Below are 21095 nucleotides of genomic sequence, written 5' to 3'. Positions count from 1 at the left end.
CTCACGGGCTCGTTCTGGGCTTGCTGTGCACCACGATCACGCCGCCCAGAATGCATGCCATGCCGAGCAGCACCAGCCCGCTCATCGCGTTACCGAGCAACAGAAAATCCAGTGCTGCCGTCACCGCCGGCACCAGATAGAACAGGCTCGTGACGTTGACCAGATCGCCGCTCTGGATCAGCCGGTAGAGCAGCAATTGCGCGAACACCGACGTGACGATGGCAAGAAACAGCACCGGCAGCCAGAAGCTCCAATTGATCTCCCAGCGCAGCGGCTGCACCTGCGCGAACAGCGCGCAGACCAGCAGCGTGATCGCATACTGCAGCGGAAGCACCCGAGCCGGTGATTGCTGCACACGCTTTTGCAACAACGATCCTGCCGTGATGCACGCCAGAGCACCGAGCGCGAAGGCCATGCCGGTGGCGTCGAGCCCAGTACGCACAAGGCTTTGCCAGACCACCATCACCAGTCCTGCCATCGCCAGCAGCAGACCGCTCAGGCGCTGCGCGGTGAAGCGCCGCTCCAGAAGCAGCAAGGTGAGCACAGGTTGCACGCCAAGCACCACGGCAAGCATGCCCGGCGTGATGCCCCGCGACATGGACTCGAAATAGCACACCGAGTAACCCGCAATCATCACCAGCCCTGCCACGGCCACGCTAGTCCGTGTTCCGGGCTCCGGTAGCCACCGACGCGGATTGCCGATCACCATCAGCAGCACCAGCAATGCGATGCCGTATCGCGCGATGAGCACGGCCGATGCCGAACCATGATCGAGCGCCCAGCGCGTCACGATGGCCGAACAGCCCCATAGCACCACGAAAGCACATGCCGCGGCCGCACCCGACCACGAGCCAAGCCGCTGCCTGAGCGAGCCAGATTCTGAAAAAGTCATAAGAAAATCTCACCTGCAAACCAAATTGAACAGGTCACGCGGCTGCGTAGCCTCGCTCGCACGCAAGCGGATCGGCAGCCAACAAAAAGGAAATGCGTGACCGAAAAGGAATTGATCAATCAATCAATCCGCGAAGCACCGGGATCCGGGCGGCGGATTGACCGCGACCGCACCGGGAGGTGGCGGTGCCAGGGTCATTGCAGGTGGGGAGCGTTCAGAAAATGGTCAAAGCCACGCGCACTCGCACCGCTGGCGTGAGCGCAGACAGTGGTTGAATGAAATGCGGTGTGCATGAAGACCATCGCAAAAGTATAGATCGCATCTGAAAGGTTTCGGTCAGGGCGAACCCGTATCGGGCAGATTGTCGGCGAGCGCGTGCATGCGCAACATCGAGTCGGCCATGGTGCTGGCTTCGTGTTCGTTGTGCGTGACCAGCACCGCCGTCTGTCCGGTCTGCTTGAGAATGTCGCGCACCTCTGCGGTCAGGCGCTCGCGCGTGGTCGCGTCAAGGTTGGAGAAGGGTTCGTCGAGCAACAACAGCGCCGGCGATGGTGCCAGTGCACGCGCCAACGCCACACGCTGCTGCTGACCGCCCGAGAGTTCATGCGGATATTTCCTCCCCGCATCCAGCAGTCCCACGAGCCGCAGCAGTTCTTCGCTGCGCGCGCTCTGCTCCACCTGTGTGCGGCGACGCAGGCCGAACACCACGTTCTGCGTGACCGTGAGATGCGGGAACAGGCCGTACTCCTGGAACATCATTCCAACGTGGCGCTGCTCGGGCGGGAGATGCACGCCGGTGGACGACAGCAGCACGTCGCCCAGGCGGATTTCACCCGCCTGCACCGGCTCGAAACCGGCGATGCAGCGCAGCACCGAGGTCTTGCCGCAGCCCGATGGCCCAGCAGGCTGGCGATGCTGCCGGACTCGACCTGCAGATGAAAATCGCGCAAAACAAAATGCGGCCCGCGCGGTGCAGGATAAGCGAGGCTCAGGTGGTCGATTCGCAATGCGGCGGTCATGGACGGTAATGATTGACGGGTTTTGCTGGCGTGCCAAGCTGCGTTCGCGCCAGCAGTACCACCGGCAACAGACCGGCGATCACGATGAGCAGCGCAGCCACTGCACCTTCTTCATAGGTGCCGCGCGCGGCCTCTGCATAAAGCCAGGTGGCGAGCGTATCGAAATTGGCGGGACGCAGCAGCAGCGTGGCGGGCAGCTCCTTCATCGCGTCAACAAACACCAGCAAGGCGCTCGCAGCAATCGCGGGCCGCAACAGCGGCAGATGCACGCGCGCAAGCGTGCCCAGCGGCGTCTCGCCCAGCAGGCGCGAAGCCTGCTCGAGCGTGGAAGGAATGCGCTGCAAGCCCGACTCGATGCCGCCCACGGGAATCACCAGAAAACGGATCGTGCAGGCCACCACCAGCACCGCGCCCAGGCTCATCAACGGCAGCCCCGGCAAATGAAAGAGTTGCGCCAGTCCGGCATCGACAGCCAGCGCGGGCGTCAGCAAGCCAATGGCCAGCACCGTGCCTGGCACCGCATAGCCAAGCGTCGTCACGCGCGCCTGCCAGCGTGACGGCGGCCGCGTGCTCACGCCCTGGCGCGTTGCCCAGGCAACGATCAAACCGGCGATCACCGCAATCACCGTCACGCCGAAAGCGAGCGTCAGGGTATTGCCAAGGCTCGCCCAGAGACCGCTGGAAAGGCCCTGTCCCAACCGCAAGCGCTTGGCAGTTTCCCAGGCCAGATACGCGGCGGGCGCGACAAAGCCGATCAACACCGGCAGCGCGGTGAATGCTGTGGCCGCCCATGCCGCAGCGCCGTGCAAGCGCTCGGCCTGGATCGCGCGCATGCGCTGCGCCGACCCGTAGCGCTGATGGCGTCGCCCGTGCCGCTCCATCCATACGAGAGCGACCACGGCCAGCAGCATCGCGCACGCAATCTGCGCGGCACCGGCGAGATCGGTGCGCGTGATCCACGTGGTGTAGACCGCCACGGTCAGCGTGTTGACGCCCAGGAATTCCGATGCGCCGATGTCGTTGAGTGTCTCCAGCAACGCCAGGCTCAAACCCACGGCCAGCGCGGGCCGCGCCATCGGCAGCGCCACGCGCCAGAAAGCGCCGAAGCGGCTCTCACCCAGCGTGCGCGCGGCCTCCATCAGATGCGCGGGCTGGGTCATGAACATGGCGCGCGCCGTCATGTACACATAGGGATAGAGCACAAAACCCAGAACGAAGATCGCGCCGCCCATCGAGCGCAGATCGGGCAGCCGCCATTCGCGCGGACTGCTGTAACCCAGCAGCCAGCGCAGCGCGCCCTGCACCGGGCCGATGGGATGCAGCAAATCGAGATACGCGAAAGCCACGATGTAGGCCGGCATCGCAAGCGGCAACAGCAAGGCCCAATGCAGCCATCTGCGCCCCGGAAAATCATGTGCGCTCACGAGCCACGCACAGCCCGTGCCGACCACCAGCGTGAGCGCGCCAACGCCCGCTAGCAGCAAGGCGGTGTTGAGCGCTGCGTCCGGCAGCACGTGGCGCATGAGATGCTGCCAATGCGCATAGTCCGCGCCAAGCGCCAGCCAGATCAGCGAGGCGACGGGCGCCAGAACTCCCAGCGCCACAAGCACCGAAACAGCCTGCCATCCACGCCCAACGGGGCGCAGCGGCGAGGCTGTCTTGAAGAAGAAAAACCGGCGCGAATCGTTGCTATCGGACGCCGTGAATGAATCAGCGGTCGAAGCCAACTTTGTCGACCAGCGCGCTGGCCTGCTTGCGGTGCTTGGCGATCTCGGTCAGCGGCAGCGGATCGATCTTCAGCTCGCCGATGCTTTGCGCCACGACAGGGTCAAGCGCCACGCCTTTGCGCACCGGATGCTCGTAGTTGGCCTGCGCATACATGTTCTGCGCGGGCTCGGAGACCAGGAACTCAAGCAGCTTCACTGCGTTTTCACGCTGCGGCGCGTGCCTGGCAACCGATGCGCCCGAGATGTTCACGTGCGTGCCGCCGCTCTTCTCGTTCGCGAAGGTCGGCTTGATGACCTTGATGGCATCGCCCCACTTGCGCGCGTCCGTGCCCTCCTTCGCGGCCTTCATGTGGCCCACGTAGTAGGTGTTGGCAATACCGATGTCACAGATGCCGCCGAGGATGTCGCGCGCCACGTCGCGGTCGCCGCCGGTGGCCTTGCGCGCGAGATTGGCCTTCACACCTTGCAGCCACTGCTCGGTTCTGGCTTCGCCATCGTGCGCGATCATCGCCGCGATCAGGCCCGTGTTGTAGGGGTGCTGGCCCGCGCGAATGCAGACCTTGCCCTTCCACTTGGGATCGGCCAGGTCTTCATAGCGGAAACTCTTGATCGGCAGATTCTTGTCAGCATACAACACGCGGGCACGCATCGACAGCGTGAACCACTGCCCATCCGCACCGCGCAAGTTCGCGGGAATCACCGACTCCAGAGTGGCCGATTTCACCGGCTGGGTCACGCCGCCCTCGACCAGATCCAGCAGATTGCCTGCATCCACGGTCATCAGCACATCGGCGGGCGAACGCTCGCCCTCCGCCTTCACGCGTTCGAGCAGGCCGTCTTTCACGAACACGGTGTTCACCTTGATCTTGGACTGCGCGGTGAAGGCCGCAAGCAGCGGTTGAATCAGCGCAGGCTCGCGCGTCGTGTAGAGCGTGACTTCCTGCGCCTGCACGGCGGATGCGGCCGCCGTCGCCATCAGTGCCGCCCACGCCAAAGTGAAAGAAAAGCGATGCTTCATGTTGAAATTCCGTGGTTCATTGGAACGCTTGCCACCGGCCTTCACCGAGCACCGTCAGCAAACTGAATGGCGCAAATGGTAATGCTTCTCAACTAGAGAACGGCGTATTCCCTTGGTCAGCGGTGGCTCTTTTTGAAGAATTGCCGCCGCCGAATGACAAAGCGCAAGCGCCGCCTCAAAATAAACGGCCTGCCTCAGCAATGAGCGCAGGCCGCCTCGGCAGTCGGAAAAAAAGATCTCAAAGCACTTCAAACACGCCCGCTGCACCCATGCCGCCGCCAATGCACATGGTCACGCACACGCGCTTGGCGCCACGCCGCTTGCCTTCGATGAGCGCATGGCCCGTGAGGCGTTGGCCGCTCAGGCCGTAGGGATGTCCGAGCGCAATCGCGCCGCCATTCACATTCAGGCGATCGGCAGGAATGCCGAGTTTGTCGCGGCAATAGATCACCTGCACGGCGAAGGCCTCGTTCAATTCCCACAGGTCGATGTCGTTGACCGTGAGGCCGAGCTTCTTGAGCACCTTGGGCACGGCAAATACCGGGCCGATGCCCATCTCGTCGGGCTCGCAACCCGCCACCGCAAAGCCCAGAAAACGGCCCAGCGGCTTGAGGTTCTTACGGCTTGCATAGTCCTCACTCACCACCACGCACGCACCCGCTCCATCGGAAAACTGGCTGGCATTTCCGGCCGTCACCACACCGCCCGGCAGCGCGGACTTGAGCCCGCTGATGCCCTCCTTGGTCGTGCCCTCGCGCAGGCCCTCATCAACGCTCAAGGTCACTTCCCTGGTGATCATGCCAATGGTCTTGTCGACCACGCCTGCGGTCACCGTGATGGGTGCGATCTCGTCCTTGAACAGGCCGGCCGCCTGCGCCGCGCAGGCCTTTTGCTGACTGCCCGCACCGTATTCGTCCATCGCATCGCGACCGATGTGGTAGCGCTTGGCGACCTGTTCGGCGGTCTGCAGCATCGACCAGAAAATCTCCGGCTTCATCTCGGCAAGCTGCGGATCGACGATCATGTGCTTGTTGATTTCCTGCTGCACGCAGGAGATGCTTTCCAGGCCACCGGCGACATAGACATCGCCCTCGCCCGCGATCACGCGTTGCGCGGCCAGCGCAATCGTCTGCAGGCCCGACGAGCAAAAGCGGTTGACGGTCAGGCCCGACACGCTGACCGGCAGACCCGCGCGAATCGCAATCTGGCGCGCGATGTTCTGCCCGTCCGTGCCCTCGGGAAACGCGCAGCCCATGAGCACATCTTCGATATCGGCGGCATCGATGCCCGCGCGTTGCACGGCATGTTGCACCGCGTGGCCGCCAAGCGTCGCGCCATAGGTCATGTTCAAAGAGCCCTTCCAGCTCTTGGCGAGCGGTGTGCGGGCGGTGGAGACAATCACTGCGGAGGTCATTGCAAAATTCCTTGTGTTCTGTACGTTGATCAGAAGTTGAAGCGCTGCTTTTTGCCGCTCCGCATCATTCAAAAGTCTTGCCGGCGGCAGCCAGATCGACGATCAGCTTGGACGGCTTCCAGGCCTTGGCATCGTCGTGCGGATTGCGTGCAAAGCGCTTCATCGCCTGCACCACGTTGAACAGGCCGACCTCGCCCGCGTAATGCATCGGGCCACCGCGCCACAGCGGGAAACCGTAGCCGGTCAGGTACACCATGTCGATGTCGCCGGACTTCGAGGCAATGCCCTCCTCCAGAATCTTCGCGCCTTCGTTCACGAGCGAATACACCAGACGCTGCACGATCTCGTCGTCGGAAATCTTGCGCGGCGTGATGCCTTGCTGCTGGCGGTAGTCCTCGATCATCTTGTTGACGACCGCGCTCGGCTGGGCGTCGCGCTTGCCCGCCTCATAGTCATACCAACCAGCGCTGGTCTTCTGGCCAAAGCGTCCCATCTCGCACAGCAGATCGGCGGTCTTGCTGTACTTCATGTCGGGCTGCTCCACGGCGCGGCGCTTGCGGATCGCCCAGCCGATGTCGTTGCCCGCCATGTCGATCATGCGAAACGGACCCATCGGAAAGCCGAACTTCTCGATCGCCCTATCCACCTGCTGCGGCGTCGCGCCTTCGTCCAGCAGAAATCCCGCCTGCTGGCTGTAGCGCTCGATCATGCGGTTGCCGATGAAGCCATCGCACACACCGGATACCACGGCCGTCTTCTTGATCTTCTTCGCGAGCGCCATCACGGTCGCGAGCACATCCTTGGCCGTCTGCTCGCCACGCACCACCTCCAGCAACTTCATCACGTTGGCGGGGCTGAAGAAGTGCATGCCCACCACATCCTGCGGGCGCCTGGTGAATGAAGCGATCTTGTTCAGATCGAGCGTCGAGGTGTTGGACGCGAGAATCGCGCCCTGCCGGGCCACTTCGTCGAGCTTGCTGAACACCTGTTGCTTCACGCCCATGTCCTCGAACACGGCCTCGATGATCAGGTCGCAATCCTTGAGATCGTCGTACGACAGCGAGGTCGACAGCAACGCCATGCGCGCCTCGTACTTGTCGGTCTTCAGCTTGCCCTTCTTCACCTGCGCTTCGTAGTTCTTGCGGATGGTGGCAATGCCGCGGTCGAGCGCCTCCTGCCGGGTCTCCAGAATCGTCACGGGAATGCCCGCGTTCAGAAAATTCATGCTGATGCCGCCGCCCATGGTGCCGGCGCCGATCACGCCGACCTTTCGGATGTCGCGCTTCGGCGTATCGGATGGCACGTCCGGAATCTTGGAGGCCGCACGTTCGGCGAAAAACAAATGACGCAGCGAACGCGATTCCGGCGTGAACATCAGGTTCAGGAACAGCTCGCGCTCGGTCATCAGACCTTCTTCAAAATTGCGCGATGTGGTGGCTGCCTGCACCGCATCGACACACTTGGCCGGCGCAGGAAGATTCTTCGCCATGCCCTTGACCATGTTGCGCGCGAACTGGAAATACGCCTCGCCCTGTGGATGCTTGCAGGGCAGATTGCGCACCAGCGGCAGCGGCCTTGCGTCGGCCACCTTGCGCGCAAATTCGAGCGCCTCGTCGGGCAGCGATTCGGCGGAAGCGGACAGCTTGTCGAACAGCTTCTGCCCGGGAATCATCGCCAGCATGTCGCTGGGCACGGCCTCACCGGTCGCAATCATGTTGAGCGCGTGCTCCACACCGATCACGCGCGGCAGACGCTGCGTGCCACCGGCTCCAGGCAACAGGCCGAGCTTCACTTCGGGTAACGCCACGGTGCAACCCGGAGCCGCCACGCGGTAGTGGCAACCCAGCGCCAGTTCCAGCCCTCCGCCCATGCACACGGAATGGATCGCGGCGACGATGGGCTTGCTGTAGTTCTCGACGGTGCGGATCACGGAATGCAGATTGGGATCCTGCAGCGACTGGGGCGTGCCGAATTCCTTGATGTCCGCGCCGCCCGAAAACGCCTTGCCAGCGCCGGTAATGACAACCGCCTTCACCGCCGCATCGTCCTCGGCCTTGGCCAACGCATCCACAATCCCCTGCCGCGTAGCCAGGCCAAGCCCGTTCACAGGTGGATTGTTCAAGGTGATCACAGCCACGTCGCCGTGAACTTGGTATTCAGCCGTCATTACGGTCGCTCCTCGGGTTGGGGATAGAGGCCAAGGGCCCTCCGCATGCATCGGATCGCCGATCCATTCGTGCAGAGGATCCCTGGAGAATAAAAACGAACGATCGTCCGATTTTTTGGAGAGTCTAGCGGGAGTCGGTGTGAGGGGTTTGTCTACTTTGGGACAGGCGGCGCACGCGGCGATTCCAGACAAAATTCACGGCAGTCTCACGGCGCAACGCACCCGATTCAAGTTATTTCGATTGTTTCATTTGCCTCGAAACGCAAATATAAATTGTAAATGCACGATCAATATCCATAGAAATTACCAAACACGTCATGATTCAGACTTACGAAAAAAGGACAGTTTGAGTAGAGTCGTAATCGCTAGTGAATCATGTTTACTAGTTTTTCCCAACCGCAAATCGAAAGGCGTTTTTATGAAAAAGGCAATCGCAATTGCAGCAGCAACCATTGGCATCACATGCATGGCTCAGAGCGCCCTTGCAGCCGGCAACGTGGAAGATGCAACCGCCGGAAACGGATCAGGCTGGGCGTGCGATCCAAGCAATCCGACGTATCAGGGAAATGTTCGCATTGTTCGCGACGACAACGTCCTACTTTGGCAAGGTGCCGCAAACGGCGCTCGCGAGTCGGCAGTTGGAGCGGTATGTGGGGGTAACTCGAATCACGGTTTCGATGCTTACTGGAACCCCACCTCGGCCCAATGGACGGGCCAGTTCCACAATGTTCATTTCTATTTTGTGCGCCCGAATGGAATCTTGGAAGAGATCCCAGGGTCCCCTAAGCTCGTGTGCTTTGGGACGGTTATCAGTCCCGGCGCCGGGTGCGGAACCTGAAGCTCCGATTGCCCTACTTGGAACTAGCTTGGCAACTTAAACCGGCTGAATACCGCGAAGTTGTACGCCTGTAGAAGCCCGATGCTAACGCACCGGGCTTTCGCATTTTCAGTGGTGCGCGGACTTGCAATTGCCCCACAAAATATCTGGAAGGCTCCGCAATCGGCACATCTAGACCGCTGGACGCTGATGCTCTGGTACCTGTCCAACATTGGAAATTGTATCAACACGAAATCCCACATGCCTTCGGTTAGAGTTCAGCGCAATGAATACCTTGCCACTGGCCTCGACAACGCCTGCTATGTCGCCTGTCGGCGATCTCGTTCGCAGTTGGCGCCAGCGCCGTCGGCTGAGCCAATTGGAGTTGGCCATGGATGCAGGCCTTTCCACGCGGCACCTGAGTTTCATCGAAACCGGGCGCTCGTGTCCGAGTCCTGAAGTTCTGATGGCGATTGCGCAGCAGCTCGACATTCCACTGCGCGAACGAAACACGCTCTTGCTCGCGGCGGGCTATGCGCCTCGATTTCCCCAACGAAGCATTCATGCGACCGCCATGCAGTCCGTGCGGGAGACGCTTACCCGTCTGCTGGATGCGCACCAACCCTATCCAGGTTTGGTGCTGGATGGACAGTGGAATGTGGTGCTCGCCAACAACGCGGCACTGAAGCTGGCCGAACTATTGCCTGATAGTCTGCGCACCCCCACGATGAACATCTACCGCGCGTCGCTGCATCCTGATGGCCTGGCGCGCTTTACACGCAATCTGGACGTGTGGGCCACACATCTGCTGGGAAACTTGCGCCGCTCGATTGAAAACACCGGCGACCCGGCACTGAGTGCCCTCGAAGCCGAGATACTGGAGTATCCACGCATGCGCGATGCGATGCGCAGGGGCGCTACATCAGAGACACAAGCTCTATTGGTTCCCTGCGTCCTGGATGTGCCAGCAGGCAGCGTTTCGATGTTCACCACGCTGACCAGCTTTGGCACGCCGCAGGATGTCACGCTTCAAGAGCTGTGCATGGAACTGTTCTATCCGTCTGACGCCGCCAGCGAGCAGTTGCTTCGCGCGCTTGCTGCATGACCTCCGAGGTAATCGACCTGCAGCAATGCTTTTCGTAGAGTGAATCTCACTCAGCCCGGGCACGAAATTGCAGGACGCCTGAGTCGCTACTGAAACCGCCGTAGTGCGTTTCACGCGCCATCAATCCAAGGAGATTCGCAATGACAGCTTACGCAGTGGGCTTGCTCAACGACTTAAAGGTAGGACCGGACATCGTGAGGTATCTGGAACACATCGATGCCAGCCTGACACCTTACGGCGGTGCATTTCTTGTTCACGGAACCCGCCCGCAGATGAAAGAAGGCGTCTTTACCGGCGACTGCATCATCATCAGCTTCCCTACGATGAAGCTGGCGCAGGACTGGTACGACTCGGAAGACTATGCAGCGCTTATTCCCCTGCGCGCTGCCAATGCCCAATCCACGATTTTCCTGCTGGAGGGCGTGGAGAGCGGATATCGGGCAGCGTCGTTGCTGGACAAATTGAAAATGACATAGGCATCGCGGAAAACCGATCCGCAACACGGGTGGCAGGGCGGTATCATGGCATCGAACGCTGTTTATTCAGTGCGTTTGATATTCAGCTCACCTTCCCCACTTGCGGACTCACTCCAAGGAGAAGTGCCATGTATGGTTTGATCGGGAAAATGAAAGTCGTCCCCGGAAAGCGCGACGAGCTCATCTCCATTCTCATCGAAGGCACCGGCGCAATGCCAGGATGCCTGAGCTACATCGTGGCTCACGACGCGGCGGACGCCGATGCCATCTGGGTGACCGAGGTCTGGGAAAGCCAGCAAAGCCATCAAGCGTCCTTGTCCCTGCCTTCGGTCCAGCAGGCCATCACTAGAGGCAAACCTCTGATCGCGGGGTTTGGAGAGCGGTTTGAGACCAAGCCCATTGGAGGCCAAGGGCTCGGGACTAGGCCCTAATGAATGTCCAACTCCGTGGTCGCGAGTACAAACACATTCAGTGCCTGCCGACCCGTGAGCTGATTGATCGCGTCGATGTCGAGGCCACCTGCATCAACGTCCGTGTAGCCGAGCGACCATGATTCGAAGGCGCGTTCCTTGATGTCGTGGAGATAGGCCAGTTGTCGCAAATCGGTGTGTCTGCGATCCGCCATGAGTGCCAAACGCAGAGCTTCAATGCTCTGGCGCGCGCCCTCCACGTATTGGGCGAAACTCTCCCCGTCAAACACCAGCAGACCCGTGATGCCGCGAATCGCATTGAGCTCACGCGCAATTTTCACAATCTCCCGACGACGGTCAGCGGGGCGTCTGCGGCCAGTTTGCTCGAATAAAGAAAGCCACTCAATTCGACGCTCATAGACTCTGCCAAATGACAATTTAATTGTCGATTGTAAGCCGAGGCGGCCGGATGCGGTGAATCGACCCAGCGGTACTCGAACAACCGGATCTCGACTTCCGGCTCTTCTTGCCGACAGTGCCAGCAGGGCCGGCAGGCGCAACGTCGTGATGCCGTCTGACAATGCGATGCGTAGTTGCCCATGAAAGCCATTCGCCGCCGCTTTCACACTGTCGCGGGCCCGCCGTAAGGTCCTGAAGATGCGCGGTACGTCCTCCAGAAACAGCTTGCCCGCCCGCGTTAACCTTGTGCTGCGGCTGGTGCGGACCAACAATTGGTCGCCCAGATCTTCGTCCAGTTCCTTGAGGGCGCGTGACAGCGGCGACTGCTCAATATGCAGCCGCCGCTGTCACGCGTGCGAAGTGGAGTTCTTCAGCAACGGCGAGGAAACAGCGCAGGTGACGTAACTCCATAGCTCGGTGTCCTCGTCCAGATTCCAGCATCAGTGCGATTCGGCTCGAACTCGCCCTGCGGTCGGAGCGCGACGCAGGACCAGCAGTTGCACCAGCGCGCCCAAGGCCGCAACGATGCCCGCACCGCTGGCCAGCACGCTTACCGGCCACTGCTGGAGCAGCAGCACGCCGCCCAGCGCCGCGCCGATGGCACTGCCCAGGTACAGCGCCGATTCGTTGAGCGCCACGGCCAGATTGCCATCGCCTTGCTGCTCGCGTGCATGGATCAGTTCGTTGTTCTGCGGCACCTGCAGCGCCCAGCCCACCGCGCCCCAAACAGCGATCGGCAGCATCACCAACCATGCGCCCAGTGCAGCCGTAGCCGGTAGCAGGAACAGCGCCACTGCCAGAATCGCCATGATCCACAAGGCCAATAGCGGCCCTTGACCCGATCCACCAGCGGCCCGATCAGGAAGCTGCCGAGCACGCCACCCACACCCCACACCCATAGGTAGGGAGTGGTCGAACGGGCCAACCCATCGCCAGTGGCGGCCAGTAGCGGGGCGATGAATGTGTACATGCCCAGGCTGGCGATGGCGGCCAACAGCGACACCAGCAGGATGGCGACCACGCGGCCATCGGCCAGCAGGGCCAGTTTGGCTTTAAGCGGCGTGGCGGCTGCGGCGGGAAACACTGGCAGCCTCAACGCCAGCCCCACCCAAGACAACGCGCCCAACGCGGCGACCAACCACAGCGCGGATGCCCAACCCAGGCGCTCAGCCAACAGCAGGCTCAAGGGCACACCAAGCACGGTACCGCTGGCCATGCCGCCCATGATCACCGCAATGGCTTTGCCACGCTTGTCGGGGATTGACAGGGCCGCCGAGGCTGCGATACCCATGGCGAGGTAGACGCCGGCACCGATGCCCGCGATGGCGCGGAAGATCAGCAGCGCAGTGAAGTTGGTTGCCAAGGCGCTTGCACCATTGGCGAACACGAACAAACCGAGCGCGAACAACAAGCCGCCGCGTTGCCGATGGGCAGGCAGCAGCGCGACGAACAGCGGTGAGCCCAGACCGTAGGCCAGGGTGAAGGCTGTCACCAGTTGCGCCGCGAGGGCGACGGGCACCGCGAAGGCTGTTTCGATCATCGGGATCAGGCCTGCGGTGACGTAGGACGCCATGCCCAAGGCGAAGGCACCGAGGGCGATGAGATAAACCGGGGATTGCGTGGGGCGGGACATAGTGGGACTCCCAAGGGATGTAAAAGAGCGGGACGCGCACGCCACCGTGTGCATTCCACTGTCGCGTCAGAGAGTGAGCTCGACGTGGTATTCGGCCAGCCGGGCGTTCAAGCCGATCGCCAACTCCATGCCATCGAAGGCCTTCATCTCCCAAGGGATGTTGAAGGCGTACTGGCCGCAGATCCGGTTCAAGGTCACAAAGGTGCGGTATTGCCCGGTCGCCTTCAATCCGTTCAGCTTTTCACTCAACAAGCGCTGGTACATGCCCATTTCTCCTTGGTTCTACTACAACTCAATAGCGATTTCGCAAGCACCCGCTGCAAGCCGTCACAGTGGGATATAGCGATTGTGAGCACGTTTTTTAACTAGTACAATTTAACTATTTATACTATTACTTATGGTGATGGCATGAGTATCATTCGTAATATGGAACGCACGCGCAAGGAACTGTCGGAGTTCTTGCGCAGCCGCCGCGAGCGGTTGCGCCCTATAGACGCAGGCTTGCCGGCAGGTGGTCGTCGCCGAACGCCGGGGCTGCGACGCGAAGAGGTGGCGGCACTGGCAGGCGTGGGCTTGACTTGGTACACATGGCTGGAGCAAGGACGCGATATCAGCGTGTCCGCTACCTTCCTGGACAACCTGGCACGCGTGCTCAAACTCGATGCAGCGGAGCGGCGCTACCTGTATCTGCTCACACAACGACGCCCGCCTGCCGAGCCGGGCAAGACGTGGTGCGTCGTACCGCCAGTGATTCATCGGCTCATGGGCGACCTGATCTCACGTCCCGCCTATGTGATCAATCTGCGTTGGGACGTCTTGGCCTGGAATACAGTGGCGGACCGCGTGTTCCATTTTTCCCAGCATGCGCCTGAGCGCCGTAACCTGTTGTGGATGTTGTTCGCTGACAAACCGACCCAGGCGCTGTTCAATCCTTGGGATGATCAGGCGCTGCAGATGCTGTCCCACTTTCGCCGTGACTTCGTCAAGGCGACGCAGGAGCCTGATATCTGCGCGTTGATCAAGGATCTAGAGAAAGTCTCGCCTGATTTCCGGGTATGGTGGCAACGGCAGGACATTCACGGGCCAGACAATGGCTGGCGGCGCCTGCATCTCAAAGGGGTCGGTCCGGTGGCATTCGACTACACCAAGCTGACGATTGACGAGGATCATCATTTGCGGCTGGTGTACTACGCGGCAATGGAAGATGACGGTGGCACGCGAGGATTCGCGAAGTGGTTAAACCAGGCCGAAGCGACGGAGGCTTGAGATTCGGGCACAAGGGCTAACCGATGGCAGCCCCCGTTGCCGCCCAATTTCCCAAGAAACGGCACCGCCGCGAACCGTCGCGACGATGTGCTGACAGAGCAACATGAAGTTCGTGTTTTGCAAGCTCAACGACCAGCGCCACACGTATTCAGGGCCGTGACGGCTTGGAAACGCGGGTTGAAGCGTGCCGGATTGAAGGACACACAATTTCGAGACTTGCGAGCAAAGGCGCTCACGGACGCGGATGAGTCGGATGGAATTTTGGCTGCGCAAAGACTCGGCGGGCACTCAACTCAGTCACAAACCGCAGAATACGTGCGGCACAAGAAGGCGATCCAAGCGAAGGCCGTGCGTTAGACACTTGCTATTTGGTTAGACAAAAGGCCCGTAAGAGTTTCCTCCTACGGGCCTTTGCTATCAATGGTCGGAGCGGCGGGATTCGAACTCGCGACCCTCTGCTCCCAAAGCAGATGCGCTACCAGGCTGCGCTACGCTCCGACAAGACTCGTATTCTAACCATCTAATTTGCCACTTTTTGGCAAATCAGAAATATTTTTGCACCATCAGCGAAAAAGATGAGGTTCGCTGGTTTCGACAACCCCTTGCCTGTCGGCAACGAGCACACCAGAGGATCAGCGATTGCCGCCCGAAGAATGGCCTGGGCCAGGGCCACGTCCGGCCAGGTGGCGGAAGGTGATGCGACCCTTGGTCAGGTCGTAGGGCGACATTTCGAGCGACACCTTGTCGCCCGCGAGGATACGGATGTGGTGCTTGCGCATCTTGCCGCCGGTGTAGGCGATCAATTGGTGTCCGTTGTCCAGAGTCACGCGAAAACGCGAGTCAGGCAAAACTTCAGTGACGCTTCCCTGCATCTCAATCAGTTCTTCTTTGGCCATGTTCAGTCTCTAAAATCAGATTCGTGGCAAATGCACACAGTATGGGTACGTCAGCCACTGAAACTGCGGCCCTGGATTGCTGAACGTCCGAGGTGCAGTAGAAATGGGGCTGGAGATCACCGCTTGCATCGCCAACAGATGAAGGGCTGCCGTGAAAACGGGCAGCCAGGCATGAGAAGGCAAGCGTTGCGTGGTTAGCCCGCGATTATAACGCGATGCCTAAATGCGCGTGGGCTCACGGCGTAAGCGCATGCGCCAGCGTCCTGAGCATATCGGTCTGGCTGATGATGCCAACCAACCGGTGCTCGTGGTTGACGATGGGAATGTGCCGCCTGCCACGTTCCGAAAACATGGGCACCAGATCCATGACCTGTTGATCCATTCTGGCGACCTGCACCGGTGCAGACATCAGCGCCCCGATGGTCTGCGCTTTCCTGGCGCCCTTCCACGGGATCAGCGCGCGGAGTTTTTTCCCGAACCCCTCTGCAGGTTCCTGCCCGAATTGCTGCTGCATCAGATCCGTGGCGGTCACGATGCCGACGACCGCCTGCTGTTCATCGACCACGGGCAAGGCCTTGATTGAATGGCTGCTCATCATCGTCCAACCTTCGCTCAGACTTGCGTTGTCGCGAATGAAATGCACGGGTGTGGACATCACCGTCTCGCAACGCAGATCACCGAGCGTTCGCTGAAATGCTGCCTTTGCCGCGTGGTGCAGAAGGCTTTCGAGATCGCTTCGGCTGACGTCCAGCACCCGGTTGTAGCTCTTGAGAGCAGCATCAAGATCCGCGCTGGTGAATGGACTGGACGAGGTACTTGATGGATCGCCCGTTTTCGGTGCGACGGGCTTTTCCTGGGATAGGCACGCCCGGTGACGCGGTTGTAGACGATGCCGATGACGATGAGAAGCACCACATCGAACAGCACGAAGCCCAGATAACGGCTGGTGTGCGTCGCGGGTTCGAGCACGGCGAGCAGCGCCAGCGAGGCTCCGGGCGGATGCAGGCAGCGTAGCGCCAGCATCAGCGAAACGGCAAGACCCACGGCCAGCGCGGCTGCAATGACCAACTGCGGAACGAACTGCGCGACCAGCACGCCCACGGCGGCCGACATCACACTGCCCGCAAACACCGCCCACGGCTGCGCCAAGGGCTCGAAGGCAGGCCGATAACCAGTACCGAACTCGCCGCCAATGATGCGACCATCCAGAGTCCCGGTGGGTGCAACAGCCCCAGAGATGGGCAAAAAGCGATATCAGCCCGACCGCAATCACCAAGCCCACCAGCATGCGCACGCGCTCGTTGAGGTCGATCGACATGGGCGCAGGCCAGAAGCGCCTCAACCAATCGGAGAACGAGGATGCACGAGACGAAGGGCGAAGAGAACTCACAATGGCAACGCGAATGCTCGGAAGAATGGGGTGGCAGGAAACGCGCGTGGGATGACCCCATACGCGCCAACACGCGTGGCATTGTCCAACAAGCGCTCAGATTTTGCTTGGCATCAAGCATTGCGCCACGCGGTGTATCGCGCGAGCCCCGGATCCGCCAGCGCTTGACCTGATGGTTTCGCCTGTCGCCACCGGTAGAATGCACTTGCTACAAAAAAGGATGCACCCCACGTGTCAGACAGAATTGCCGTTCTTCCCCAGTACCTGCTGCCCAAGCAGGCACTGACGAATTTCATGGGGCGGCTGGCCTCTTTGGAGGGCGGCGGTCTGACCACTGCAGTGATTCAGCGATTCGTTGCGCACTACGAGGTCAACATGAGCGAGGCGGCCAATCCGGACATCGCCAGCTACCGCACATTCAATGAGTTTTTCACGCGCGAGTTGCGCGCCGGTGTCCGGCCACTCGCGAACGCCAAGGCCATTTGTCCTGTGGATGGTGCGATCAGTCAATTGGGTCCCATAGCCCAGGATCAGATCTACCAAGCCAAGGGCCACACCTATTCCACGACCGCGCTGCTCGGCGGCGATTCGGCGTTGGCCGCCCCGTTCACGAACGGCAGCTTTGCAACCATTTACCTGAGCCCGCGCGACTACCACCGCATCCACATGCCGTGTGACGGCAAGCTGACGCGCATGATTCACGTGCCCGGCGAGCTGTTCTCGGTCAATCCGACCACGGCGCGCGGAGTGCCCGGACTGTTCGCACGCAATGAACGCGTGGTCTGCATGTTCGACACGCCACTTGGCAAGATGGCCTTGGTACTGGTGGGCGCGACCATCGTTGGCAGCATGGCGACGGTCTGGCATGGCCTCGTCAATCCGCCTCGCCCGGGTACGGTGCGCAATTGGACCTATGCCGACAAGCCGGTCAAACTGCGCAAAGGTGCGGAGATGGGACGATTCCTGCTCGGGTCGACGGTGGTACTGCTGTTTGAACCGGGAGCGGTGGAGTTCCAGCCGGATTGGATAGCCGCGCGCCCAGTGCGCCTTGGTGAGGCCATGTCACGCTGAGCTGACCTGCTGGACCGGGTTTTCATAGCCGAATCCGTGGCGTGCTTTGTTTTTAATAGCATCCAATGCATACGGGCTGCGAAAAATCTATGCAATTCGCAATGCATGCTTTGAGAGTCTATTAGCGGCTCCGCATCCAATTGCGTATAATTAAGCGACTATGTTACGGTGGGTTATAGCGCTACTCAGCGCATACTTCATTCTTGCTTTTGGGGCGTCGGCGCATTGCGCGGCGGACCATGGCACGTCTCATAGCGCGATTTCTCAAAGCATTGCTCTCAAGCTGACTGCCGCTGCACACGTGCATGAAGCACGGCAATTGCACGACACGCCCTCCCGGCGCCCGCAGAGCAGGTCCCGGCAGGCAGCATGCTGATGCAGCAAGTCCTCGATGATTTCGCCATCGATCTGCCGGACTTGCTGAGCCCTCCTGATCGGACCTATTCAGAGACGCCACTGCGCGTTCGTCTGATGGACGAGCGGCCGATTGCGCCGCATTCGCCTTCGCTCAAACGAAGGCCCAAACCTCCCCGAGTCTCGACCTTGCCGGCCTAACGCTGTTGGCCGGGCACGCGCGTGCTTTGCTGGTTTTCCCACAACCATCGCCGCGTGACCTCTCTGCCGATGGCACCTGTGTGACCTGATGCGCTTCAAACGTTCACACGGGCCGACACTCCCGAAGTTGCTTTCCCGATGCAGCCCACGCAGTTTGACTGCTCAAGCATGCATCGCATCCGACACTCGAATCTCAGGCCCGACATGATAAGCGTCGGGCCAACCCAAGGAGCCCATCATGCGCCTCACCACTCGCGGAAAAATGGCTGTTACCGCCATCACCGATCTTGCTTCCCGCTCTCACGGACATCCCGTGGCGCTGCCGAGCATCAGCGCGCGCCAAGGCATCTCGTTGTCCTATCTGGAAGACATCTTCAGTGCGCTACGCCGTGCGGGACTTGTGCGCAGCATTCGTGGCCCCGGTGGCGGCTACACGCTGGCCCGACCCGCCAGCGACGTGTCCATCGCCGACATCGTCAAGGCATCGGACCGTGTGATGAACGCGGAGGCCGACGAGAACGGCAACCTGCGCGAAGACTCGCCCTCCGGCAAGATGACCGCCGAGCTCTGGACGAACTTTCACTCTCGCGTACTCGACTATCTGCAGTCGGTCACCGTCGCCGATCTGGTCGCCCAGCAAAGCGTCGTGCAATCCGCAGAGCGGACGAGAGACTCGGCAACGCGTCTGGGTTCCGCCGTCAAACGCCTGAAGGGACGCACCTCCGCGAGGACCCAGTTCCCGGCGCAGAACGTGCCCAACTCGGTATTCGCTTTGGCTGCGGTGGGCCTGCGTTCCTGAAGGAAGGTGGTCTGACAAACGATGCAACGAGCTGGAACCCCTGAGCTGCTGCCCGAACGGGCGTTGCTCAGGGTTCTGGCGCCGTTCGGCGGATCACGCCGAAATCCGGCGTGGCCGACGATCACTGCACCGCCTCCGCAGACTACACTTGACCGCATGTCTGACATTTACATGACCGTCGTCCACGCGTTGCGCGCCCACTGGAAGGCGCACGACGACGCCTACCCTCAAAAGATCGTGCTATCCCCGGCTCAGGCGGATCGCCTGCTTGAACTCCAGACCGTCGGAATGGTGGCATTTCCTGACGCACGCACCACGCCGCGCCGAGATCGTTTCATGGGCGCAAGCATCGAAGTCGATGCCGCCAGTTCGGGCGTGCTCGTTGCCATGGACGGCACGGAAATTCCGCTCGATTCGCTGCCTGAAATCGAGGCCAAGAACTAAGGCCTGTTCATTGACCACCTGACTTCAATTCATGCGCGTCCTGCCGCCGTGAGATTTGGCGCTACCGTCCCGCCAACTTTTTCACCGCCTCCAATGTCCTCTTCACGTGCGCCTCGGGATCACTGCCCTCGTGCGCGAACACGACTTTGCCGTCCGTGCCGATGACGTAAGAAATCCGGTCCGCCATATTGGGCCTAGCGGCGTTGGTGGCGTCGTAGGCGCGGATGGTTTTTGCGTCCGGATCCGAGGCAACCGCGAACTGGTCCCGGCAGGCTTCGGTCGAGAACTTTTTCAAGGTGTCGATATCGTCGTGAGAGATGCCAACGACTGTTGCGCCGAGTTGGTTGAACTGCGGCGTGGCTTCTGCAAAGGCGTGTGCCTCAAGGGTGCAGCCCTGGGTGAACGCCTTGGGAAAGAAATACAGCACGACCGGCCCTTTCTTGAGGGCCGCAGCAACGTCGAACGGAAATGCCTTGCCCGCAAGGGCGGCAGTGGTCTTGAACGCAGGGGCAGGATCGCCCGGCTTGAGCGCCGCCTCGGCCATTGCCATCAGGCCGAGCGAAAGAACACTGGTGGCGAGTGCTCGGTAGACACGGGACATTTTGCGCATGGGACAAGGCTCCTGATTGTTCGTTTACAGCAACTGAAAAGACCAATTCACGCAATTTAACCGACCTTGCCGAATCTCGCCCGAGCCTTTCAAATCTCCAGTGCCTATTCACACAACGTACGGGATCGCGTTGTGCAGTCCTTGCGGCGTTGCATTCCTTGCGCGGGTCCCTACCCGCGCCTAACATGAGCGGCCCTGCCTGGCTTGCGCGACCCCGTGGGTTGGGTGAACAGGCTCCAGCCATTCGCTGCGAATAGCCGTGTCAGCGCGCAATTGCATCGCGCTTCCTTCAAACACGATCTCGCCGCGTCCCATCACGAGGACGCGATCGGCAATCTCCAGCGCGATGCTGAGTTTCTGCTCGATCAGCAGGACCGCAATGCCGATGTCCCTCAAGCGCGCAAGAAAGTGTGCAAGCTGTTGAACGACCATGGGAGCAAGCCCTTCGGTGGGCTCGTCGATGATGATGAGTTGCGGGTCACCCATCAAAGTGCGGCACAGCGTGAGCATTTGCTGCTCACCGCCAGAAAGCAGGCCAGCCGCGACATTGCGGCGTGCTCCCAGTTGCGGGAACAGCGTATACATATCGTCTACGCTCCAGCGTGCCTCATGGGCCGGTTTCCGCTGGATTCCGAGCATCAGGTTTTGCTGCACGGTAAGCGCCGAAAAAACGTCGCGGCTTTCAGGCACGTAGCCAATGCCCTGTCGGGCGATTTCAAAGGTTTTCAGCGTGTCCAGACGCTGGTTGTTCCATTGCATTTCGCCTTGCCACGGCACCATTGCCATGACGGCCTTCGCAAGCGTGGATCGGCCCGAGCCATTGCGTCCGAGCAGCGCGACGATTTCGCCAGCGCTCACATGCAGATTCACGCCGTGCAGCACATGGCTCTTTCCATACCAGGCGTGCAGTTGGCTGATTTGCAGCAT

General features: G+C 60.8%; 21 protein-coding genes, 1 tRNA gene and 4 pseudogenes. 9 read left to right on the top strand and 17 right to left on the bottom strand.

Annotated features, from left to right (window positions below; all coding sequences use genetic code 11):
* Position 1: 1 nt before the first annotated feature.
* The 6 genes and pseudogenes from H9K75_RS23190 to H9K75_RS23165 form a co-directional block, all read right to left on the bottom strand.
* Positions 2 to 892, bottom strand: a complete 891-nt coding sequence (locus tag H9K75_RS23190) for a DMT family transporter (RefSeq protein WP_187724291.1) — start codon at positions 890 to 892, stop codon at positions 2 to 4.
* A 336-nt stretch (positions 893 to 1228) separates the two neighbouring features.
* Positions 1229 to 1911, bottom strand: a pseudogene (locus H9K75_RS23185) (ABC transporter ATP-binding protein).
* Entirely contained in the window at positions 1908 to 3521 is a 1614-nt protein-coding gene (locus tag H9K75_RS23180; RefSeq protein ID WP_226858421.1) for an ABC transporter permease, read from the bottom strand. The pseudogene H9K75_RS23185 and the gene H9K75_RS23180 overlap by 4 nt, the downstream one beginning before the upstream one ends.
* A gap of 100 nt (positions 3522 to 3621) precedes the next feature.
* Positions 3622 to 4656, bottom strand: coding sequence for a Fe(3+) ABC transporter substrate-binding protein (locus H9K75_RS23175; RefSeq protein ID WP_187724290.1), 1035 nt, complete (start codon positions 4654 to 4656; stop codon positions 3622 to 3624).
* 238 nt (positions 4657 to 4894) lie between these two features.
* Entirely contained in the window at positions 4895 to 6070 is a 1176-nt protein-coding gene (locus H9K75_RS23170; protein WP_187724289.1) for an acetyl-CoA C-acyltransferase, read from the bottom strand.
* Positions 6071 to 6134: 64 nt separating this feature from the next.
* Entirely contained in the window at positions 6135 to 8237 is a 2103-nt protein-coding gene (locus H9K75_RS23165) for a 3-hydroxyacyl-CoA dehydrogenase NAD-binding domain-containing protein (RefSeq protein ID WP_187724288.1), read from the bottom strand.
* 1103 nt (positions 8238 to 9340) lie between these two features.
* Between H9K75_RS23165 and H9K75_RS25305 the strand changes: the two are divergent.
* The 4 genes and pseudogenes from H9K75_RS25305 to H9K75_RS23150 form a co-directional block, all read left to right on the top strand.
* Positions 9341 to 9511 (top strand): annotated as a pseudogene (locus H9K75_RS25305) (helix-turn-helix domain-containing protein); the annotation flags it as partial.
* Positions 9512 to 9520: 9 nt separating this feature from the next.
* Positions 9521 to 10159 carry an MmyB family transcriptional regulator gene (locus tag H9K75_RS23160; RefSeq protein WP_264294053.1) on the top strand — a complete coding sequence of 213 codons (639 nt, stop codon included), beginning with the start codon at positions 9521 to 9523 and terminating at the stop codon, positions 10157 to 10159.
* A gap of 140 nt (positions 10160 to 10299) precedes the next feature.
* Complete coding sequence (locus H9K75_RS23155; RefSeq protein ID WP_187724287.1) at positions 10300 to 10635, top strand: DUF1330 domain-containing protein; 336 nt, start codon at positions 10300 to 10302, stop codon at positions 10633 to 10635.
* 128 nt (positions 10636 to 10763) lie between these two features.
* The gene (locus tag H9K75_RS23150) at positions 10764 to 11066 is read left to right on the top strand and encodes a putative quinol monooxygenase (protein ID WP_187724286.1); all 303 of its coding nucleotides are present in this window, start codon (positions 10764 to 10766) and stop codon (positions 11064 to 11066) included.
* Here the strand turns inward: H9K75_RS23150 and H9K75_RS23145 are convergent.
* The 5 genes and pseudogenes from H9K75_RS23145 to H9K75_RS23130 form a co-directional block, all read right to left on the bottom strand.
* Positions 11063 to 11341 (bottom strand): annotated as a pseudogene (locus H9K75_RS23145) (BLUF domain-containing protein); the annotation flags it as partial. The gene H9K75_RS23150 and the pseudogene H9K75_RS23145 overlap by 4 nt on opposite strands.
* Positions 11342 to 11538: 197 nt before the next feature.
* Positions 11539 to 11915 (bottom strand): annotated as a pseudogene (locus tag H9K75_RS23140) (LysR family transcriptional regulator); the annotation flags it as partial.
* 29 nt (positions 11916 to 11944) lie between these two features.
* Positions 11945 to 12313, bottom strand: a complete 369-nt coding sequence (locus tag H9K75_RS24480) for an MFS transporter (protein WP_226858419.1) — start codon at positions 12311 to 12313, stop codon at positions 11945 to 11947.
* Positions 12247 to 13137 (bottom strand): MFS transporter, encoded by an 891-nt coding sequence (locus H9K75_RS23135; RefSeq protein WP_226858418.1) that lies wholly within the window; start codon positions 13135 to 13137, stop codon positions 12247 to 12249. Before H9K75_RS23135 ends, H9K75_RS24480 begins: the two co-directional genes overlap by 67 nt.
* A gap of 66 nt (positions 13138 to 13203) precedes the next feature.
* Positions 13204 to 13401, bottom strand: coding sequence for a hypothetical protein (locus H9K75_RS23130; RefSeq protein WP_187726185.1), 198 nt, complete (start codon positions 13399 to 13401; stop codon positions 13204 to 13206).
* 144 nt (positions 13402 to 13545) lie between these two features.
* Here H9K75_RS23130 and H9K75_RS23125 point away from each other — a divergent pair, with 144 nt between their 5' ends.
* Positions 13546 to 14403, top strand: a complete 858-nt coding sequence (locus tag H9K75_RS23125) for a helix-turn-helix transcriptional regulator (protein WP_187724284.1) — start codon at positions 13546 to 13548, stop codon at positions 14401 to 14403.
* A gap of 421 nt (positions 14404 to 14824) precedes the next feature.
* On the opposite strand, the gene H9K75_RS23120 is transcribed toward H9K75_RS23125, so the two are convergent.
* The 4 genes from H9K75_RS23120 to H9K75_RS24470 all read right to left on the bottom strand — a co-directional run bounded on the left by H9K75_RS23120 (position 14825) and on the right by H9K75_RS24470 (position 16448).
* Positions 14825 to 14901, bottom strand: a tRNA-Pro gene (locus tag H9K75_RS23120).
* Between the two features lie 134 nt (positions 14902 to 15035).
* Positions 15036 to 15299 (bottom strand): translation initiation factor IF-1, encoded by a 264-nt coding sequence (gene infA, locus H9K75_RS23115; RefSeq protein ID WP_187724283.1) that lies wholly within the window; start codon positions 15297 to 15299, stop codon positions 15036 to 15038.
* Positions 15300 to 15534: 235 nt separating this feature from the next.
* Positions 15535 to 15954 (bottom strand): CBS domain-containing protein, encoded by a 420-nt coding sequence (locus H9K75_RS24475; RefSeq protein ID WP_226858417.1) that lies wholly within the window; start codon positions 15952 to 15954, stop codon positions 15535 to 15537.
* Complete coding sequence (locus H9K75_RS24470) at positions 15954 to 16448, bottom strand: HPP family protein (protein WP_226858416.1); 495 nt, start codon at positions 16446 to 16448, stop codon at positions 15954 to 15956. The genes H9K75_RS24475 and H9K75_RS24470 overlap by 1 nt, the downstream gene beginning before the upstream one ends.
* Positions 16449 to 16920: 472 nt before the next feature.
* Here H9K75_RS24470 and asd point away from each other — a divergent pair, with 472 nt between their 5' ends.
* From asd to H9K75_RS23090, 4 genes are all read left to right on the top strand, one after another.
* Entirely contained in the window at positions 16921 to 17760 is an 840-nt protein-coding gene (gene asd / locus H9K75_RS23105) for an archaetidylserine decarboxylase (protein ID WP_187724282.1), read from the top strand.
* 369 nt (positions 17761 to 18129) lie between these two features.
* The gene (locus H9K75_RS23100) at positions 18130 to 18315 is read left to right on the top strand and encodes a hypothetical protein (protein ID WP_187724281.1); all 186 of its coding nucleotides are present in this window, start codon (positions 18130 to 18132) and stop codon (positions 18313 to 18315) included.
* A 238-nt stretch (positions 18316 to 18553) separates the two neighbouring features.
* Positions 18554 to 19114, top strand: a complete 561-nt coding sequence (locus tag H9K75_RS23095) for an Rrf2 family transcriptional regulator (protein WP_187724280.1) — start codon at positions 18554 to 18556, stop codon at positions 19112 to 19114.
* A gap of 156 nt (positions 19115 to 19270) precedes the next feature.
* Positions 19271 to 19558, top strand: a complete 288-nt coding sequence (locus H9K75_RS23090; RefSeq protein WP_187724279.1) for a hypothetical protein — start codon at positions 19271 to 19273, stop codon at positions 19556 to 19558.
* A 61-nt stretch (positions 19559 to 19619) separates the two neighbouring features.
* On the opposite strand, the gene H9K75_RS23085 is transcribed toward H9K75_RS23090, so the two are convergent.
* Both H9K75_RS23085 and H9K75_RS23080 read right to left on the bottom strand, forming a co-directional pair.
* Positions 19620 to 20159 carry a peroxiredoxin gene (locus tag H9K75_RS23085; protein ID WP_187726168.1) on the bottom strand — a complete coding sequence of 180 codons (540 nt, stop codon included), beginning with the start codon at positions 20157 to 20159 and terminating at the stop codon, positions 19620 to 19622.
* 189 nt (positions 20160 to 20348) lie between these two features.
* Positions 20349 to 21095: an ABC transporter ATP-binding protein gene (locus H9K75_RS23080; RefSeq protein ID WP_187724278.1), complete on the bottom strand. Its 747-nt coding sequence runs from the start codon at positions 21093 to 21095 to the stop codon at positions 20349 to 20351.

The organism is Diaphorobacter aerolatus (genome assembly GCF_014489535.1).
Classification (GTDB): Bacteria; Pseudomonadota; Gammaproteobacteria; order Burkholderiales; family Burkholderiaceae_C; genus Diaphorobacter_A; species Diaphorobacter_A aerolatus.
This window is presented reverse-complemented; position numbering and strand designations above follow the sequence as displayed.

Coding starts and splice junctions, on each gene's coding strand:
- H9K75_RS23190 (WP_187724291.1), bottom strand. CDS start 892: ATGACTTTTTCAGAATCTGGCTCGCTCAGGCAGCGGCTTGGCTCGTGG.
- H9K75_RS23175 (WP_187724290.1), bottom strand. CDS start 4,656: ATGAAGCATCGCTTTTCTTTCACTTTGGCGTGGGCGGCACTGATGGCG.
- H9K75_RS23170 (WP_187724289.1), bottom strand. CDS start 6,070: ATGACCTCCGCAGTGATTGTCTCCACCGCCCGCACACCGCTCGCCAAG.
- H9K75_RS23165 (WP_187724288.1), bottom strand. CDS start 8,237: ATGACGGCTGAATACCAAGTTCACGGCGACGTGGCTGTGATCACCTTG.
- H9K75_RS23160 (WP_264294053.1), top strand. CDS start 9,521: ATGGCGATTGCGCAGCAGCTCGACATTCCACTGCGCGAACGAAACACG.
- H9K75_RS23155 (WP_187724287.1), top strand. CDS start 10,300: ATGACAGCTTACGCAGTGGGCTTGCTCAACGACTTAAAGGTAGGACCG.
- H9K75_RS23150 (WP_187724286.1), top strand. CDS start 10,764: ATGTATGGTTTGATCGGGAAAATGAAAGTCGTCCCCGGAAAGCGCGAC.
- H9K75_RS24480 (WP_226858419.1), bottom strand. CDS start 12,313: ATGGCGATTCTGGCAGTGGCGCTGTTCCTGCTACCGGCTACGGCTGCA.
- H9K75_RS23135 (WP_226858418.1), bottom strand. CDS start 13,137: ATGTCCCGCCCCACGCAATCCCCGGTTTATCTCATCGCCCTCGGTGCC.
- H9K75_RS23130 (WP_187726185.1), bottom strand. CDS start 13,401: ATGTACCAGCGCTTGTTGAGTGAAAAGCTGAACGGATTGAAGGCGACC.
- H9K75_RS23125 (WP_187724284.1), top strand. CDS start 13,546: ATGAGTATCATTCGTAATATGGAACGCACGCGCAAGGAACTGTCGGAG.
- infA (WP_187724283.1), bottom strand. CDS start 15,299: ATGGCCAAAGAAGAACTGATTGAGATGCAGGGAAGCGTCACTGAAGTT.
- H9K75_RS24475 (WP_226858417.1), bottom strand. CDS start 15,954: ATGTCCACACCCGTGCATTTCATTCGCGACAACGCAAGTCTGAGCGAA.
- H9K75_RS23100 (WP_187724281.1), top strand. CDS start 18,130: ATGCTGATGCAGCAAGTCCTCGATGATTTCGCCATCGATCTGCCGGAC.
- H9K75_RS23095 (WP_187724280.1), top strand. CDS start 18,554: ATGCGCCTCACCACTCGCGGAAAAATGGCTGTTACCGCCATCACCGAT.
- H9K75_RS23090 (WP_187724279.1), top strand. CDS start 19,271: ATGTCTGACATTTACATGACCGTCGTCCACGCGTTGCGCGCCCACTGG.
- H9K75_RS23085 (WP_187726168.1), bottom strand. CDS start 20,159: ATGTCCCGTGTCTACCGAGCACTCGCCACCAGTGTTCTTTCGCTCGGC.
- H9K75_RS23080 (WP_187724278.1), bottom strand. CDS start 21,095: ATGCTGCAAATCAGCCAACTGCACGCCTGGTATGGAAAGAGCCATGTG.